The sequence below is a fragment of the Halomonas maura genome (assembly GCF_030409305.1).
In the GTDB taxonomy this organism is placed as follows: Bacteria; Pseudomonadota; Gammaproteobacteria; order Pseudomonadales; family Halomonadaceae; genus Halomonas; species Halomonas maura.
Map to the genome: position 1 here is coordinate 39688 of NZ_JAUFPQ010000023.1, position 16360 is coordinate 56047.

Genomic DNA, 16360 nt, shown 5'->3' on the forward strand with positions numbered 1-16360 from the left:
CATCGCCGACGACGTCGGGCCTCAGCATGCGGCGCCGCCCGGGGGCCGTCAACCGACGCCCCGCCACCCGACGACCGAGAGGTGAAGATGCCACAGGCCGATGCCCTCCCGCGCCACCAGCGACTGCGCCACTGGGCCGCCGCCCGCCACGGGCTCGCCCCCGAGGCCCTCGAGCTGCGCCTGGCCGCCGGCGACGCCAGCTTCCGCCGCTACTTCCGCCTGACCCTGCCCGACGGCGAGACGCGCATGCTGATGGACGCGCCGCCGGCCCAGGAGGACAGCGCCCCCTTCGTCGCCATCGCCCGGCGCTGGCGGGAGGCCGGGCTGCCGGTGCCGGCGCTGCACGGCGTCGACCTCGCGGCCGGCTTCCTGGAGCTCGACGACCTGGGCGACACCCCCCTGCAGGCCTGCTTCGACGGCGACGACGGCCCGGCGACCCTGGCCTGGCACGAGCGCGCCCTGGCGCTGCTCGACGCGCTGCAGACCCGCGCTACCCCGGACGAGCTGCCGGCCTACGACGCCGAGCTGCTGGGCCGGGAGCTGGATCTCTTCCCCGAGTGGTGCCTGGGCCGCTGGCTGGCCCTCGAGGCACCGCCGGGCTGGCCGGCGCTGCGCCAGGCGCTGATCGATGCCGCCCTGGCCCAGCCGGTGGTCGCCGTGCACCGGGACTTCGATGCCATGAACCTGATGGTCCGGGACGACCGGCTGTACCTGATCGACTTCCAGGACGCCGTGGCCGGCCCGCTGAGCTATGACCTGATCTCGCTGCTGCATGGCCGCTACTGTCGCTTCGCGCCGGCGCGGCGCGCGGCCTGGATCGAGGCCTTCCGGCGGCGGGCCGTGGCCGACGGCCGGCTGCCGGCCACGCTCGCGCCCGAGGCCTTCCGGGACCAGGTGGCGGCCATGGCCGCCCAGCGCGCCCTCAAGGTGCTGGGCATCTTCTGCCGCCTGACCCTGCGCGACCATCGCGACGGGTACCTGGCCCGCCTGCCGCACTTCCTCGCCCACCTCGAGGACGCCCTGGCCGAGCTGGACGGCCAGGCGGCCTTCCAGGCCTGGCTCGCCGAGCGCTTTCGCCCCGCGCTGATGGCCCGGCTCGCCGCGGCGGGGCTCGACCGGGAGGCATCGGCATGAAGGCGATGATCCTGGCCGCCGGCCTCGGCACCCGCATGCGACCGCTCACCGACCACTGCCCCAAGCCGCTGCTGCCGGTGGCCGGCAAGCCGCTGATCGTGCACCACCTGGAGCGGCTGGCGGCCGCGGGTATCGCCGACGTGGTGATCAATGTCAGCTATCGCGCCGAGCAGATCATCGCGGCGCTGGGCGACGGCCGCGAGCATGGCGTGCGCATCGCCTGGAGCCGCGAGGAGACGCCCCTGGAGACCGGCGGCGGCATCCGCCGCGCCCTGCCGCTGCTCGGCGAGGCGCCCTTCTGGCTGGTCAACGGCGACGTCTGGTGCGACGTTGTCCCGTCCGCCCTGGCCCCGCTGGGCGAGGACCTGGCGCGCCTGGTGCTGGTGGACAATCCCGACCACCATGCGGGGGGCGACTTCCACCTCGATGCGACGGGACGGGTCCACGACCGGGGCGAGCCGCGGCTGACCTATGCCGGACTGGCCCTGCTCGACCCGGCCCTGGTGGCCGACCACCCCGACGGCGCCTTCGCCCTGGCGCCGCTGCTGCGCGCGGCCATGGCCGAGGACCGGGTCGGCGGCCATCACCATCGCGGCGCCTGGGTCGACGTGGGCACCCCCGCACGCCTGGCGGCCCTGGACCGGGCCCTCGGCGGGGCCAGGGGCTGAGTCGGCGGCCATCTGCTGCTATGCTGCCTGACCCCATCCCGGGCCATTGCATCCATCACCGAAACAAGGAACCCCTGCCCATGAAAGCCAGCGTCAAGTGGACCGACGGTCGCCAGTTCGTCGCCGAGGCCGGGAGCGGCCACAGTGTGGTCATCGACGGCCCGCCCGACCACGGCGGCCGCAACACCGGTCCGCGGCCCATGGAGATGCTGCTGATGGGCCTGGGCGCCTGCACCTCCTTCGACGTGCTGGAGATCCTCGAGAAGTCCCGGGCACCGGTCAGCGACTGCGTGGCCAGCGTCGAGGCCGAGCGCGCCGACGGCGTGCCGAGCGTGTTCACCAAGATCCACGTGCACTTCACCGTCAGCGGCCAGGGCCTCAAGGAGAAGCAGGTCAAGCGGGCCGTGGAGCTGTCCGCCGACAAGTACTGCAGTGCCTCGATCATGCTGGCCAAGGGGGGCGTCGAGGTGACGCATTCCTTCACCATCGTCGAGGACTGAGGGGGAATCGCCGAATCGGCGCCGGCGATTGGTTAGGTGACGGTGACACGGGACAGAAAAAAAACTGGCCCGGCGGATGCGCCGTCATCGGCGGCTGTGCATAATACGCGCCTTTCGAACGCCTGGGTTCCGGCGCCACTCGTCGGGATGACATCATCTGCCACAGAGGGAGGCTCGGACGTGACCGACAATCTCCGACTCCACGGGTTCAACAACCTGACCAGCTCCCTGAGCTTCAACATCTACGATATCTGCTATGCGAAGTCCGAGGAGCAGCGCAGGGCCTATATCGACTATATCGATGAGCTCTACAACGCCGAGCGCCTGACGCAGATCCTCAAGGATGTGACCAACATCATCGGCGCCCATGTGCTCAACATCTCTCGCCAGGACTACGAGCCCCACGGCGCCAGCGTGACCATCCTGATCGCCGAGCACGAGCTGGAGGAGGCCGACCCTGAGCAGCTCGAGCCCGGCCCGGGCCCACTGCCGGAGACCGTGGTCGCCCACCTGGACAAGAGCCACGTCACGGTGCACAGCTACCCGGAGTCCCACCCGGACAACGGCATCAGCACCTTCCGCCTGGACATCGACGTCTCCACCTGTGGTCACATCAGCCCGCTGAAGGCGCTGAACTACCTGATCCATAGTTTCGACTCCGACATCGTGACCATGGACTACCGGGTACGCGGCTTCACCCGGGACGTGGACGGCAGGAAGCTGTTCATCGATCACGACATCACCTCCATCCAGGACTACCTGGCCGAGGACACCAAGCAGGCCTACCAGATGATGGACGTGAACGTGTACCAGGAGAACATGTTCCACACCAAGATGCTGCTCAAGGACTTCGAGCTGGAGAACTACCTGTTCGGCACCTCGCGGCGGGACATCACCTTCGAGGAGGCCCGGGACATCGAGGGCCGCCTGCGCAAGGAGATGCTGGAGATCTTCTACTCGCGCAACATGGACTAGCCCGCGCGGCGCGCGGGAGCGCTAAGCTGGAAGAACAAGCGAACCCCACCTCGGCCGGGCCAGGGTGGGGTTCGCCTTGTTGGGGGTCTTACCGCTTACGGCTCGCCGCGAAGCGGCGCTTACAGCCGATAGACCGATTGGGTCATCACCTTGGACATCAGCGTCATGGCCGCCTTGACCGGCCCCGGGAAGCGGGCGCCCCCGGCCGCCAGGGCCTGCTGGGCGTGATGGGCCTCATCGATGGCCATCTGGCGCAGCACCGCCCGGGAGCGGTGGTCGCCCGGCGGCAGCTCCGCCATATGGGCATCGAGGTGGCGGCCCACCTGCTCCTCGGTGGCCGCCACGAAGCCCAGGCTGACGCGATCGCCGACGGCACCGGCCACCGCCCCGATGCCGAAGGAGGCGGCATAGAACAGCGGGTTGAGCCGGCTGGTGTGGCCCTCGAGCTCCTGCAGGCGGGTGTCGCACCAGGCCAGGTGGTCGATCTCCTCCTGGGCGGCGGCCTCCATCTGCCCGCGGATCTCGGCCAGCTTGGCGGTCAGCCCCTGGCCCTGGTAGAGCGCCTGCGCGCAGACCTCGCCGGTATGGTTGATGCGCATCAGCCCCTCGGCATGGCGCCGCTCCGCCTCGTCCATGGCGTCGTCGCGGACCTCCGGCGTAGCCGGCGAGGGCCGGGAGGGCTGGGCGGCGTGGGGCACCAGGGTGCGCAGCACGGCATCGACCTGGCGAACCAGGTCATCGGCGCGGGAATAGTGACGGTTCATGACACCCCCTTGGTCGGTCGTGGCGACATTGTAACCGAGTCGCCGCGCGCCGCGCAGGCCCCAAGAGGCGACGCCGCCCCTGGGGCGGCGTCGTGGGCATGCACCCCATGCGTCGAGCGCTTGGGTGGCGCGGCGAACCGCACAGCGCCGGCTAGCCAGCCGGCCAGGTGAAGCGACGACCGCCCATCAGGTGCATGTGGATATGATAGACCGTCTGGCCGCCCTGCTCATTGCAATTCATCACCACCCGGTAGCCATCCTCGGCGAAGCCGGCCTGCTTGGCCAGCTGGGCGGCGGTGAACTGCAGGCGCCCCACCAGCGCCAGGTCGCCGTCCTCCTCGATGTCGTTGAGGGTGGCGATGTGCCGCTTGGGCACGATCAGCAGGTGGGTCGGGGCCTGGGGGTTGAGATCCTTGAAGGCCAGCACCTCGTCGTCCTCGAAGACGATGTCGGCGGGGATCTCGCGGTCGATGATCTTGCAGAACAGGCAGTCCATGGATTCGTGCTCCTCGGCGGTTGGGCTCGGCCGGCGTTCAGCGGAAACGCCGCTGGGCCAGCAGGTGGCGCACCAGCGGTCCCAGGATCAGCTCCATGGCCAGCGGCAGGCGCGAGCCCGGGACCACCAGGGTGTGGGGCCGGCTCATGAAGGCATCCTGGATCATCGCCAGCAGGTAGGGGAAGTCCACGGTGGCGGGGTCACGGAAGCGGATCACCACGAAGGACTCGGCATCGGTGGGGATGTCCTGCACCTCGAAGGGGTTGGAGGTATCCACCGTCGGCACTCGCTGGAAGTTGATATGGGTCCGCGAGAACTGCGGCTGGATATAGCGCACGTAGTCGTCCATGCGGCCCAGGATGGTATCGATCACCGCCTCCTGGGAATACCCCCGGTAGCGCATGTCGCGGTCGATCTTCTGGATCCACTCCAGGTTCATGGTCGGCGCGACCCCCACCAGCAGGTCGACATGGCGGGCGATGTCGTGCTCGGCGGTGACCAGGCCGCCGTGCAGGCCCTCGTAGAACAGCAGGTCGGTGCCCGTGGGCAGCGACTGCCATTCCGTGAAGGTGCCGACCTGGTAGCCGGCCTCGATCATCGCCTTGTCCTCGGCGTGGATGTAGTGCCGGTAGGTCCCGGCGCCCTTGTCGCCGTACTCCTGGAAGAGCGCCTCCAGGTGGTCGAGCAGGTTGGCCTCCACGGCGAAGTGCGAGAGCTCGCCCTTGCGCTCGGGCTCCTCGCGAAAGATCCGCGCCAGCTCCTGGCGGGTATAGCGATGGAAGGCGTCGCCGTCGACGAAGGCGGCGTGCAAGTCCTCGCGGGCAAACATGCGCTCGAAGGTACGCTTGACCGTGGTGGTGCCGGCCCCGGAAGAGCCGGTCACGGCGATGATCGGATACTCTCGGGACATCAGGCCGCTCCCGTCAGGCAGTCGCGCAGCGGGCCAGGGATCGGCACCGGACGGCCCTCCGCCGGGTCCACCAGCATCAGGTTGAGGCGAGCGGTGGCGACGACCACCGCGTCCACCTCGCGGCGGATGCGGTGATAGACGGTGATCGCCTTGCGCGAGGGGACCGGGATCGCGGTGTCGACCACCAGGGCGTCGGGCCAGCGGGCCTCGGCCTGGTACTGCACGGCGAGGTCCGCGGCCACGCTGGGATAGCCCCCCATGTCGCCCTCGGCGAGCCCCAGCGCCGCCAGCGCCGAGATGCGCGCCTCATGGAGCAGCGACACCAGGGCGTCATGGCCCAGGTGACGGCCGTAGTTCATGTCGGTGACCCGCACCGTCAGCGGGTGGCGATGGCGAATGTCCGCCTCGGGAAAATCCAGTCTGACGCGCTCCATGCAGCCTCCTTGTTGTTGTCTGGCGGCAGGATCAGCGCTCGCCGCGCTCGCGGGCGATGGCGCGGTGGCCGATGTCGCGGCGATAGAGGGCCTCCGGCCAGTGGATCTCGGCCACCCCCCGGTAGGCCAGATCGTGGGCGGCGGAGACGCCCTCGCCCAGGGCGGTGACGCACAGCACCCGGCCGCCGGCGGTGACCACCCCGCCCTGCTCGCCCTCGGCGGTGCCGGCGTGGAAGACCTTGCAGCCGGTGGCCTCGGCGGCCGCGAGGCCCTCGATGGCGTCGCCCTTGCGGTAGCTGCCGGGATAGCCGCCGGCGGCCATCACCACGCCCACCGCGGCCCGCGCGTCCCAGTCGCAGTCGCGCCCGGCCAGCTCGCCGCGGGCCCCGGCCAGGCACAGCTCGGCGAGATCCGAGCTCAGGCGCAGCAGGATCGGCTGGGTCTCGGGGTCACCGAAGCGGCAGTTGTATTCGATCACCTTGGGATTGCCCTCGGTATCGATCATCAGCCCGGCATACAGGAAGCCGGAATAGGGGTGGCCCTCCTCGGCCATGCCCTGCACCGTGGGTCGGATCACCTGCGCCATGATCCGCTCGAAGACCGTGTCGGTGACCACCGGCGCCGGGGAGTAGGCCCCCATGCCGCCGGTGTTGGGGCCGGTATCGCCGTCGCAGGCCCGCTTGTGGTCCTGGCTGGTGGCCAGCGGCAGCACCGTCTCGCCATCGACCATGACGATGAAGCTGGCTTCCTCGCCCTCGAGGAACTCCTCGATCACCACCCGGGCACCGGCGTCGCCGAAGGCATTGGCCTCGAGCATGTCGCGCACCGCCGCCTCGGCCTCGTGCTGGGTCATGGCGACGATCACGCCCTTGCCGGCGGCCAGGCCGTCGGCCTTGATGACGATGGGCGCGCCCTTCTCGGCGAGATACTCAAGCGCCGGCTCCACCGCCACGAAGGTGCGGTACTCGGCGGAGGGGATGGCATGACGCGCCAGGAAGTCCTTGGTGAAGGCCTTGGAGCCCTCGAGCTGGGCCGCGCCGGCGGTGGGCCCGAAGATCGCCAGCCCCGCCTCGCGGAAGCGATCCACCACGCCCGCCACCAGCGGTGCCTCGGGACCGACGATGGTCAGCGCGACGTCCTCGTTCCGGGCGAAGGCCACCAGGCCGTCCAGGTCGTCGACGCCGATGGCCACGTTCTCGAGTCCCGGCTCCCGGGCGGTGCCGGCATTGCCGGGCGCCACGAAGACGGTCTCGACCCGGGGCGACTGGGCGACCTTCCAGGCCAGGGCATGTTCGCGGCCACCGCCGCCGATGATCAGAACCTTCATCCGCTGCTCTACCTCAATACCTCGGGGAAACATCGCGGCATTATGTCAGAAACCGCTGCCGACCGCCGCCCCGGCTGGGTCACTTGTCCTCGGGGTCGTCGCTCTTCTTGCCGGTCGCGCCGAGGTTCTGCTGCCAGAAGCGCATGTTCTCCTCGGCCAGCTCGCGCATCATCTCCATCGGGGTGTGGCGCATGGCCTGCTGCCACTGGTCCTGCATGCGCTTCTGCTGCTCCAGCATCAGCCGGGTGCCCTGCTCGAGGTAGCGCGCCAGGGGCAGCGGCTGCGCCATGTCGTAGACGCGAATGAACTGGGCCAGCAGGTCGTTGGAGAACACCTCGGCATCGCCGTCGGCCTGTTCCTGCTCGATGATGATGGTCAGCAGGATGGTCCGGGTCAGGTCCTCGCCGGACTTGGCATCCTCGACGCGAAAGGGCACCTCGTCGAGGATCAGCCCCCGCAGATCCTCGAGGGTCACATAGCGGCTCTGTTCGGTATCATAGAGCCTGCGGTTGGCATACTTGCGAATCACGCGCACGGCGATGCTCCTTGTCGTGTCAGGTGGGCGGTCGCCCCCTTATGCAGGTATTGTGCACCGCGCCACCATCCATGCAAGGCAAAAGGCATCACGAGGCCCCATGAACCTGATCCTGCTCTCGCCCGAAGACATCGAGAACGACCGCCTGGCGCGGGTCCGCGACCCCCGTCGCCTGGCGCATCTCAAGGAGGTCCACCGGGCCCGGGCGGGCGATGTCATGACGCTGGGCGTCGCCGGCGGATGGCTGGGGCGCGGCGAGTTGTTGACTCTCGATGCCCACGAGGCGGTGTTCGACGTGGCGGGCCTCGACCAGGCCCCGCCGCCGCCGCTGCCGGTGCACCTGGTGCTGGCCCTGCCGCGCCCGCGCATGCTGGCCCGGACCCTGGAGCATGTCACGGCGCTGGGGGTGAAGGAGCTGACCCTGCTCCACACCCGCCGGGTGGAGAAGAGCTACTGGCAGTCGCCGGAGCTCGGCGACGCCAGGATCCGTCGCCACCTGGTGCTGGGCCTGGAGCAGGCCCGGGACACCCGGCTGCCGACGGTGACCCTGGCCAAGGGCTTCCGGCCCTTCGTCGAGGACCGCCTGCCGGGGCTGCTGGCGGGTCGCCGGGGCCTGCTGGCCCACCCGGGCATGGCCGAGGCCTGCCCGCGCGGGATCGAGGCCCCCACCCTGCTGGTGGTCGGCCCGGAGGGCGGCTTCATCCCCTGGGAGGTGGAGCGGCTGCTCGCCGCCGGCTGCCGGGGCATCCACCTCGGTCCGCGCATCCTGCGGGTGGAGACCGCCGTGACCGCCCTGCTCAGCCGGCTCTTCTAGCGCGGCTCAGTCCTCGTCGCCGGCCTCGCCCCGCTCGGGCGCGTGAGGCACCCGGGGCGAGTCCTCGTCGCAGTCCGCCTCGGTGAGGAAGGTCTCGCGCACGTCCAGTCGGCCGAGATGGCCGATGGTGCGGCGCCCGAGCAGCATCGGGTAGGTCATCTCCTCGCGGTTACGCAGGCTGAACTCCTCCTCGTAGCGGGTCTCCCCCACGCAGATGTCCATCAGCACCACCAGCCGATCATCGCGGCCGCCGGCGCCGCGCACCACCATGTCACGGAACAGGGGCCGCTCCAGGGTCATCGAGAAGGTCTTGCCGGACGCCTCGTCCTCGAGCATCAGCCGAAAGCGCACCCAGTCCTCCCCCGCCTTCTCGAAGGTCTCGATGTGGCGGGCGTCCAGCGACGAGGTCAGGGCCCCGCTGTCCAGCTTGGCCTTGACCGCCACGTCCCAGGGCGACAGGGTCACCGTCTCGATCCAGCCCACCACCCGCTCGGGGGCGGCGGCCGAGGTCAGGGCCGGCCACAGGGCCACGGCCAGCAGCAGAGGGCGAAGAATGGCGGTCATGCGAGGTCTCCTGAGGGTCAGGCTGGGGATCAGAGGGTCTGGCGCCGCAGGCGCTCGAGCAGGCCGAGGGTAGCGAAGCCGTCGGGGACCAGGCCGAGCCGGCGCTGGAAGGCGCGCAGGCCACGCCGGGTGTTCGGCCCCAGGACGCCGTCCGGCGGGCCGACCTCGTGGCCGAGGGCGTTCAGTCGACGCTGCATCTCGCTGACCTGGGCGCGCTTCAGCGGGGGCTCGTCCCTGGGCCAGGCGCCCTGGATGGCATCGCGCCCGGCGAGGACATCCGCCAGGCTGGCCACCGCCAGGGCATAGCTGGTGGCATTGTTGTAGCGGCGGATGACCCGGAAGTTGTGGCCGACCAGGAAGGCCGGGCCGCGCGCCCCCGCCGGGGCGATCACCGCGGCGTCGTCGAGCGCCGGCAGCGGCCGGCCCTGCCGGCCCTGCACGCCGGCGGCGGCCCACTCGGCACTGGAGCGTCGGATCGACGAGTCGGCCAGGCCATGATCGAAGTCCGCCGGCAGCACGACCTCCGCCCCCCAGGGCTCGCCCTCGTGCCAGCCGGCCGCCTCGAGGTAGTGGGCGGTGGAGGCCAGCACATCGGGAATGCTGCCCCAGATGTCGCGCCGCCCGTCGTCGTCCCCGTCCACCGCATGGGCCAGGAAGCTCGAGGGCAGGAACTGGGTGTGGCCCATGGCACCGGCCCAGGAGCCGAGCATGCGTTCGGGGGCGATGTCACCGGCCTCGATGATGCGCAGCGCCGCGATCAGCTCGTCCCGGGCAAAGTCGCGGCGGCGCCCCTCGTAGGCCAGGGTGGCCAGGGCCTCGAGGGTCGAGAAGTCGCCGAGATGATCCCCGTAGCTGCTCTCGATGCCCCAGATGGCGACCAGGATCTCGGCCGGCACCCCGTAGCGCCGGGCCGCCGCCCGGGCGGTGTCGCGATGCTCGGCCAGGCGCGCGCGACCCTGGCGGATTCGGGTCGGCGAGACGGCGCTGTCCAGGTACGTCCAGATCGGGCGGACGAATTCCGGCTGGCTGCGGTCCAGCTCGATGACCCGGGGCCGATAGCGCAGGCCGTCCAGGGTTCGGGACAGGGTCGCCTCCGCGATCCCCGCCGCCCGGGCCCGCTCCCGGAAGGACGCCCGCCAGGCATCGAAGCCGGCCGCCTCCGCCCGCTCGGCGGCCGGCGCGTCGCTCGCGGCGACGGCCATGAGATCGGGCGAGGCGGCCCGGGCCTGGCAACCCGCCAGGGCGGCAGACAGCAGCACGAGGGAGAGGATCCTGGACATCATGGGCTGGCGTTCCTTGGCAACATCAGGCCGACGATGATCGCGCAGAACGCCGTTTCAGGCCAGTAGCAGCCGCCGAGAGATCGGCGGCAGCTGACGGGCGGTGAAGGCCAGCAGGCCGCCAGAGCCAGCGGGGCCAGGGATCAGGGGGGATCTCGCGGGGTGGGGTCCGACGGCTCGTCCGGCCGTTCCAGGCCACTGTCGAGGCGGTGCGTGAGGGGGTGATAGTGGGGTCGCAGTTCGTCCTTCAGGGTGCCGCTCCACAGCCGTGTGCCGACGAAGTAGCCTGCCCGGCCGATGACATGGGCCGCCACCGGCGCCGTCATCATCAGGAAGAGCACCACCCCGAGCGCCCGGGCGACCACCGCCACCTCGCCGAAATGCAGCGCCACCGCCAGCATGATCAGCGAGACGCCGAGGGTGGCCGCCTTGGTGGTGGCATGCATGCGGGTCAGCAGGTCGGGCAGGCGCACCACGCCCAGCGCGGCCACCAGCATGAAGGTGGTGCCGGCGAGGATCAGGCCGACCACTAGCCACTCAATCATCCCGCGGCCCTCCCCGTTCCAGGAACCGGGCGAAGCCGATGGTGGCCATGAAGCTCATCAGTGCCATGACGATGGCCACGTCGAGCAGCAGGGCGATGTCGGTGGCGATGGCCAGCAAGCCGATGATCCCCACGATGATCGTCGCGAAGAGTTCCAGGGCCACCACCCGGTCGGGCAGGCCGGGCCCGCGGAACAGCCGCAGGAAGACCAGGCCCAGCGCCAGGGTCAGTAACGTCAGGCAGAGCAGGATGACGATCGGCATGGCGGGCCTCCCTTGGCTGAGCAATGTCTGAAAAAGCTTAGCGGAACAGCGCCAGGGCCCGGCGCTCGAGCTCGGCCAGGCTGCGTCGCAGCGCCGGCTCGTCACCGAGGAACATGGCATGGATGTAGAGCACGCGATGATCGTCGGAGACGTCCAGGCTCAGGGTCCCCGGGGTCAGGGAAATCAGGTTGGCGACGAAGGCGATCTCGAAGTCGCTGCGCGCCGCCAGCGGCATGGCGATCACCCCCGGCTTCATGTACCAGGGCGGCGTGAGGATGTCGTAGGCCACCTTGAGGTTGGCCAGCAGCAGCTGCCGGACGAAGAAGCCGACGAAGGCCACCAGCCGGGGCAGGCGTTGCGCGTAGCCCGACAGGGCGGCGATCCGGGGCTGCACCAGCGCCAGCACCAGATAGGCGAAGACCAGCCCGGTCAGCAGGTTGGCGCCGCTGAAGTCGCCGGTGAGCAGCAGCCAGCCCAGCCCCAGCAGCAGGTTCCACATCATGCCGATCATGGCGCCGCCTCCCCGGCGGGGCCGAGCACCGCGCGGATATAGCGCTCGGGGTCGAGCAGCTGCTCGGCCGAGGCCTCGGCCAGGTCATAGAGGGACCCCGCATGCAGGCCGAGGAACAGCGTGCACAGCGCCAGCCCCACCACCGGCGCCATCATCAGCCACAGCTCGCCCCGCGCCACCGGCACCGGCGTGTCGACGTCCTGCGGGCAGGCCTTCCAGAACACCTCGGCCCAGATCTTGACCATCGAGAACAGCGTGAGCAGCCCGACCAGCAGGGCGATGGCGGTCACCCCGTAGGCCCCGGCCTCGAGGCCGGCCCGGATCACGATGAACTTGGCGAAGAAGCCGGAGAGCGGCGGCATGCCGGCCAGCGACAGCGCCGGCACGAGGAACAGCACCGACAGCCAGGGGCGCTGCCGGTAGAGCCCGCCCAGCCGCTCGAGTCGATAGCTGCCGCGCAGGCGATGGACGATGCCGCTGATCAGGAACAGGTTGGTCTTCACGATGATGTGATGGACGATGTAGAAGAGCCCGCCGAGCACCGCCAGCGGCGTGAACAGCGCCAGGCCCAGCAGCATGTAGCCGATCTGGCTGACGATATGGAACGACAGGATGCGCCGGAACTCGAACTGGACCGCCGCCCCGAGCACCCCCGAGAGCATGGTCAGGCCCGCCCCCCACAGCAGGACCTGATGGGTATAGCCCGGGCTGTGGGGGAAGACCAGCGTGAACATGCGAAACAGGGCATACACGCCCACCTTGGTGAGCAGCCCCGCGAACAGTGCCGACACCGCCACCGGCGGCGTGTGATAGGAGGCCGGCAGCCAGAAGAACAACGGGAAGGCCGCCGCCTTGATGCCGAAGGCGACCATGAACATCATCGCCAGCGCCTCGACCATGCCGTCCCCCGGGAGCATCGCCACGCGCCGCGCGACATCGGCCATGTTCAGGGTGCCGAGCTTGCCGTAGAGCAGCCCCACGGCGACCAGGAAGATCACCGACGACAGCATGTTGAGGGTGACGTACTTGATCGCCCCTTCCATCTGGGCCTTCTCGCCGCCCAGGATGAGCAGCGCGAAGGACGCCACCAGCATCACCTCGAACCACACGTAGAGGTTGAACAGGTCGCCGGTGAGAAAGGCGCCCACGACCCCCGCCAGCAGCAGATGCATCAGCGGGAAATAGCCGAAGGCCTGGTGCTCTCGGCCGCTGGTCGCCAGCGAGAAGACGGCCACGGCAAGGCCGATCAGGCCGGTGATGACCACCATCAGGGTGCCCAGCAGGTCGGCGACCAGGCTGATGCCGAAGGGCGCCGGCCAGGCCCCCACCTGGACCACCAGGATGCCCTCCTGCCGCACCCGGTGGAGCAGCCAGCCTCCGGCGATCAGCAGCCCGCCGGTGCCGGCCACGGCGAGCCCTCGCTGCAGGCGTGGCTGGCGCCAGGCCATCAGCGACAGGGTCCCGGCGAGCAGGGGGATCAGCAGGGGCAGCGTGACCGCCGGGTTCACGTATCGGTTTCCTTCAGGTGGTCCAGGTCATCGGTGCGCACCACCTCCCAGGCACGATGCACCAGCACCACGGCGAAGGACAGCACGCCGAAGGAGATCACGATGGCGGTGAGCACCAGCGCCTGGGGCAACGGATCGGCCACCGCCCCCACGGGCGCGCTCATCCCCTGGGGTACCAGCGGGGGCGCATCGCGGGTCAGGCCGGCGGTGACGAAGATCAGCAGGTTGGCCGCATTGGAGAGCAGCATCAGGCCGATCACCAGCTTGACGATGGAGCGTCGCAGCATCATGTAGATGGCGGCGGCGAAGAGAATGCCGATGATCACGGCCATCACGGGTTCCATGGAGCCTCCTCGTCAGCGGATGACATCGTCCCGGTCGGTCTCCACCAGGGCGATGATGGCGGTCAGCACCGAGCCGATGACCGCCAGGTAGACGCCGATGTCGAAGATCAGCGGGGTCGAGATCTCGAGCCCGATGCCCGGGATCCGCCACCACTGGGCGGTGAACAGGGGCTCGCCCCACCACCAGGCGGGCAGGGTCGAGAGCACGCCGATCAGCAGTCCCAGGCCGATCAGATCGCGGGGGGACACCTTGAGCAGGGCGCGCAGGGCCTGGCGCCCGTGGGCGAAGAGGAACAGCGCCAGCCCTCCCGCGGCCACCAGGCCGGCGATGAAGCCGCCGCCCGGCTCATCATGGCCGCGCTGCAGCAGGAACAGCGAGAACAGCAGTTGCAGGGGCACCAGCAGGCGCGCCGCGACCTCGAGGATCAGGGTGCCGGACTTAACCATGACCGCCCTCCCCCGCTCGCGCCTCCCGCCGGCTCGCGGGATCCTCGGGACGCAGGCCGAGCATCGCGAAGACCCCGGTGGCGGCCAGGCCCAGCACGATGACCTCGCCGAGGGTGTCCAGCGCCCGGAAGTCCACCAGGATGACGTTGACCAGGTTATGGCCATGCCCCATCGGCAGCCCGTTGGCGATCATGTACGCGGAGATGCGCGGCAGTTGCTCGCCGCCGAGCACCGACAGCATCAGCAGGCTGATCAGCCCGCCGACCAGGCTCGCCACCCCCAGGTCGCGCAGGCGTTGCAGCGGGGTGGAGAGGATGGCGAAGCGCGGCAGGCGAAACAGCACCAGCGCCAGCAGGACCACCGTCAGGGTCTCCACCAGCAGTTGGGTGATCGCCAGGTCCGGCGCGCTGAACAGCACGAAGATCAGGGCGATGGAGAACCCCATGGCGCCCAGGGCGGCGACCGCCGCCAGCCGGGAACGCATCAGGCAGGCCGTCACCGCCCCGGCCACCATCAGCGCGGCGACCACGGCCTCGTGCCCCCGGGCCGACGGCACGGGGGCCGCCAGGGTCCCGTGGCGCACGAACAGGGCATGACCGACCAGCCCCAGCAGCACCAGCAGGGTCATCACCAGGTAGCTGCGCAGGTGGCCATTCTGCAGCCATCGGGTCTGCGCCTCGGCGAGACGCAGCCAGCCGCGCATCACGGCCGCGTAGCCGCCCTCCGGGCCGAGGGCCATGAGGGGCTCGAGCCGCGCCGACCAGACCCGCACACCCTCCCAGTGGCGCACCACCAGCGCCCCCAGCAGCAGGCTGGCCAACGATAGGCCGAGTGGCAGGGTAATGCCGTGCCAGAGCGTCAGGTGGACCGCCGCCTCGCGCACGCCCAGGCCCTGCACGGTGGCCGTCACCAGTGCCTCGAGCCCGTGCGGCGCGAGCCCCAGCCACAGCGAGAGGCCCACCAGCAGGACCGGGCCGGCGAGCATCGCCGGGGAGCCCTCGCGGGGCGGCCGGGGCGTCTCCCGCACGGCCCCGAAGAAGGGACGCAGGACCATCAGCGCCGCCACCGCCAGGGTCAACAGGGCGGCGAGGAAGGCCAGTGGCAGGATCACCCCACGCAGGCGGTCGGCCTCGAGCACCGCGGCGAACAGCGCCTCCTTGCCGATGAAGCCCAGCAACGGCGGCAGGCCGGCCAGCGACAGGGCGGCGAGCCCGGCCACCAGGGCGGTCCAGGGCATGCGATGGCGCAGGCCCCCCATGCCGGTCAGGTCCCGGGTCCCGGTGGCCTGGTCGAGGATGCCGGCCACCAGGAACATCGCGCCCTTGTAGAGCGCATGGGCCACCAGGAAGACGACGAAGGCGGCCAGCGCCGCGCGGCTGCCGATGCCCAGCAGCAGGGTCATGGCGCCCAGCGCCATCACCGTGGAATAGGCCAGCAGGATCTTGAGGTGGGTCTGGCGGATCGCCAGGCAGGCGCCCAGGGCCATGGTCAAGGCCCCCACCAGCGAGAGGGTGACGACCCAGGCGTCACTGCTGCCCAGCACCGGATGCAGGCGGGCCAGCAGGTAGATCCCGGCCTTGACCATGGTCGCCGAGTGGAGATAGGCCGAGACCGGCGTCGGCGCGGCCATGGCGTTGGGCAGCCAGAAGTGGAAGGGAAACTGTGCCGACTTGGTGAAGGCCCCCAGCAGCACACAGACCAGCAAGGGTCCGTGCAGCGCATGCGCCTGCACGGCCTCGCCGCGGCCGGCCAGCTCGGCCAGCGACCAGCTGCCCCCGGCCTGGGCCAGCATGACCAGCCCGGCCAGCAGGGCCAGGCCGCCACCGGCGGTGACCATCAGGCTCTGCAGCGCCGCCTTGCGCGCCGCCGGATCCTCGTGATGGAAGCCGATCAGCAGGTAGGAAGTCAGGCTGGTGAGCTCCCAGAAGATGAACAGGGTCACCAGGTTGTCGGCCAGCACCAGGCCGAGCATCGCCATCATGAAGGCAACGATCAGCACCAGGAAGCGGGGCTGGTCGGGATCGTCACGCAGGTAGTCTCCCGAATAGACCAGCACCAGGGCGCCGATGGCACAGATTAGCAGGGCGAACAGCCAGGCCAGACCGTCGAGGAAGAAGGTCAGCGAGACGCCCAGGGCGGGCACCCAGGGCCAGGCCAGCAGCAGCGTCTCGCCGGCGGCGATCAGCGGCCACTGCCAGAGCAGCCACAGCACCAGGCTCGCCGGCAGCAGGGCCATCATCGGCGCCGTCCGGGCGCCGAGCCAGCGGTGCAGCAGTGGCGCCAGCCCCGCCATCACGAAACCTGCCAGCACAGCCTGTTGCATGACGTTCCTCCGCGCCAGA

At 70.3% G+C, this 16360-nt stretch carries 20 protein-coding genes; 5 read left to right on the forward strand and 15 right to left on the reverse strand.

What is annotated here, in order from left to right; all coding sequences use genetic code 11:
* Positions 1-87 precede the first annotated feature (87 nt).
* The 4 genes from QWY76_RS14945 to speD all read left to right on the forward strand — a co-directional run bounded on the left by QWY76_RS14945 (position 88) and on the right by speD (position 3277).
* Positions 88-1134, forward strand: a complete 1047-nt coding sequence (locus tag QWY76_RS14945) for an aminoglycoside phosphotransferase family protein (protein WP_290312097.1) — start codon at positions 88-90, stop codon at positions 1132-1134.
* Positions 1131-1802, forward strand: coding sequence for an N-acetylmuramate alpha-1-phosphate uridylyltransferase MurU (gene murU / locus QWY76_RS14950; protein WP_290312098.1), 672 nt, complete (start codon positions 1131-1133; stop codon positions 1800-1802). Before QWY76_RS14945 ends, murU begins: the two co-directional genes overlap by 4 nt.
* Before the next feature lie 80 nt (positions 1803-1882).
* On the forward strand, positions 1883-2302 hold the full coding sequence (locus tag QWY76_RS14955; RefSeq protein ID WP_290312099.1) for an OsmC family protein: 420 nt from the start codon (positions 1883-1885) through the stop codon (positions 2300-2302).
* A gap of 180 nt (positions 2303-2482) precedes the next feature.
* A complete protein-coding gene (gene speD / locus QWY76_RS14960; protein ID WP_290312100.1) occupies positions 2483-3277 on the forward strand; it encodes an adenosylmethionine decarboxylase in 795 nt (264 codons plus the stop codon).
* Between the two features lie 119 nt (positions 3278-3396).
* Here speD and coq7 read toward each other — a convergent pair whose 3' ends face one another.
* The 6 genes from coq7 to phaR all read right to left on the reverse strand — a co-directional run bounded on the left by coq7 (position 3397) and on the right by phaR (position 7743).
* A complete protein-coding gene (gene coq7, locus QWY76_RS14965; protein WP_290312102.1) occupies positions 3397-4041 on the reverse strand; it encodes a 2-polyprenyl-3-methyl-6-methoxy-1,4-benzoquinone monooxygenase in 645 nt (214 codons plus the stop codon).
* Positions 4042-4192: 151 nt separating this feature from the next.
* Positions 4193-4537 carry a histidine triad nucleotide-binding protein gene (locus QWY76_RS14970; protein ID WP_126483517.1) on the reverse strand — a complete coding sequence of 115 codons (345 nt, stop codon included), beginning with the start codon at positions 4535-4537 and terminating at the stop codon, positions 4193-4195.
* Between the two features lie 37 nt (positions 4538-4574).
* Positions 4575-5447, reverse strand: coding sequence for a phosphoribulokinase (locus QWY76_RS14975; protein WP_290312105.1), 873 nt, complete (start codon positions 5445-5447; stop codon positions 4575-4577).
* Positions 5447-5881: an acyl-CoA thioesterase gene (locus QWY76_RS14980; RefSeq protein ID WP_290312106.1), complete on the reverse strand. Its 435-nt coding sequence runs from the start codon at positions 5879-5881 to the stop codon at positions 5447-5449. The genes QWY76_RS14975 and QWY76_RS14980 overlap by 1 nt, the downstream gene beginning before the upstream one ends.
* Before the next feature lie 31 nt (positions 5882-5912).
* Positions 5913-7208 (reverse strand): phosphoribosylamine--glycine ligase, encoded by a 1296-nt coding sequence (gene purD / locus QWY76_RS14985; RefSeq protein WP_290312107.1) that lies wholly within the window; start codon positions 7206-7208, stop codon positions 5913-5915.
* Between the two features lie 79 nt (positions 7209-7287).
* A complete protein-coding gene (gene phaR, locus QWY76_RS14990; protein WP_290312108.1) occupies positions 7288-7743 on the reverse strand; it encodes a polyhydroxyalkanoate synthesis repressor PhaR in 456 nt (151 codons plus the stop codon).
* A gap of 100 nt (positions 7744-7843) precedes the next feature.
* Between phaR and QWY76_RS14995 the strand changes: the two genes are divergently transcribed.
* Positions 7844-8557, forward strand: a complete 714-nt coding sequence (locus tag QWY76_RS14995; RefSeq protein WP_290312109.1) for a 16S rRNA (uracil(1498)-N(3))-methyltransferase — start codon at positions 7844-7846, stop codon at positions 8555-8557.
* 6 nt (positions 8558-8563) lie between these two features.
* Here QWY76_RS14995 and rloA3 read toward each other — a convergent pair whose 3' ends face one another.
* The 9 genes from rloA3 to QWY76_RS15040 all read right to left on the reverse strand — a co-directional run bounded on the left by rloA3 (position 8564) and on the right by QWY76_RS15040 (position 16341).
* Positions 8564-9121 carry a retropepsin-like aspartic peptidase RloA3 gene (gene rloA3 / locus QWY76_RS15000; RefSeq protein ID WP_290312110.1) on the reverse strand — a complete coding sequence of 186 codons (558 nt, stop codon included), beginning with the start codon at positions 9119-9121 and terminating at the stop codon, positions 8564-8566.
* A gap of 29 nt (positions 9122-9150) precedes the next feature.
* Positions 9151-10404 carry a lytic murein transglycosylase gene (locus QWY76_RS15005; RefSeq protein ID WP_290312112.1) on the reverse strand — a complete coding sequence of 418 codons (1254 nt, stop codon included), beginning with the start codon at positions 10402-10404 and terminating at the stop codon, positions 9151-9153.
* 140 nt (positions 10405-10544) lie between these two features.
* A complete protein-coding gene (gene mnhG, locus QWY76_RS15010; RefSeq protein ID WP_290312113.1) occupies positions 10545-10946 on the reverse strand; it encodes a monovalent cation/H(+) antiporter subunit G in 402 nt (133 codons plus the stop codon).
* Entirely contained in the window at positions 10939-11208 is a 270-nt protein-coding gene (locus QWY76_RS15015; RefSeq protein ID WP_290312114.1) for a monovalent cation/H+ antiporter complex subunit F, read from the reverse strand. The genes mnhG and QWY76_RS15015 overlap by 8 nt, the downstream gene beginning before the upstream one ends.
* A 37-nt stretch (positions 11209-11245) precedes the next feature.
* Positions 11246-11719 (reverse strand): Na+/H+ antiporter subunit E, encoded by a 474-nt coding sequence (locus QWY76_RS15020; RefSeq protein WP_290312115.1) that lies wholly within the window; start codon positions 11717-11719, stop codon positions 11246-11248.
* The gene (locus QWY76_RS15025) at positions 11716-13227 is read right to left on the reverse strand and encodes a Na+/H+ antiporter subunit D (protein WP_290312116.1); all 1512 of its coding nucleotides are present in this window, start codon (positions 13225-13227) and stop codon (positions 11716-11718) included. The genes QWY76_RS15020 and QWY76_RS15025 overlap by 4 nt, the downstream gene beginning before the upstream one ends.
* Positions 13224-13571 carry a Na+/H+ antiporter subunit C gene (locus QWY76_RS15030; RefSeq protein ID WP_290312117.1) on the reverse strand — a complete coding sequence of 116 codons (348 nt, stop codon included), beginning with the start codon at positions 13569-13571 and terminating at the stop codon, positions 13224-13226. Before QWY76_RS15030 ends, QWY76_RS15025 begins: the two co-directional genes overlap by 4 nt.
* 12 nt (positions 13572-13583) lie before the next feature.
* Positions 13584-14018 carry a Na+/H+ antiporter subunit B gene (locus QWY76_RS15035; protein WP_290312118.1) on the reverse strand — a complete coding sequence of 145 codons (435 nt, stop codon included), beginning with the start codon at positions 14016-14018 and terminating at the stop codon, positions 13584-13586.
* Positions 14011-16341 (reverse strand): putative monovalent cation/H+ antiporter subunit A, encoded by a 2331-nt coding sequence (locus QWY76_RS15040; protein ID WP_290312119.1) that lies wholly within the window; start codon positions 16339-16341, stop codon positions 14011-14013. The genes QWY76_RS15035 and QWY76_RS15040 overlap by 8 nt, the downstream gene beginning before the upstream one ends.
* Positions 16342-16360 lie beyond the last annotated feature (19 nt).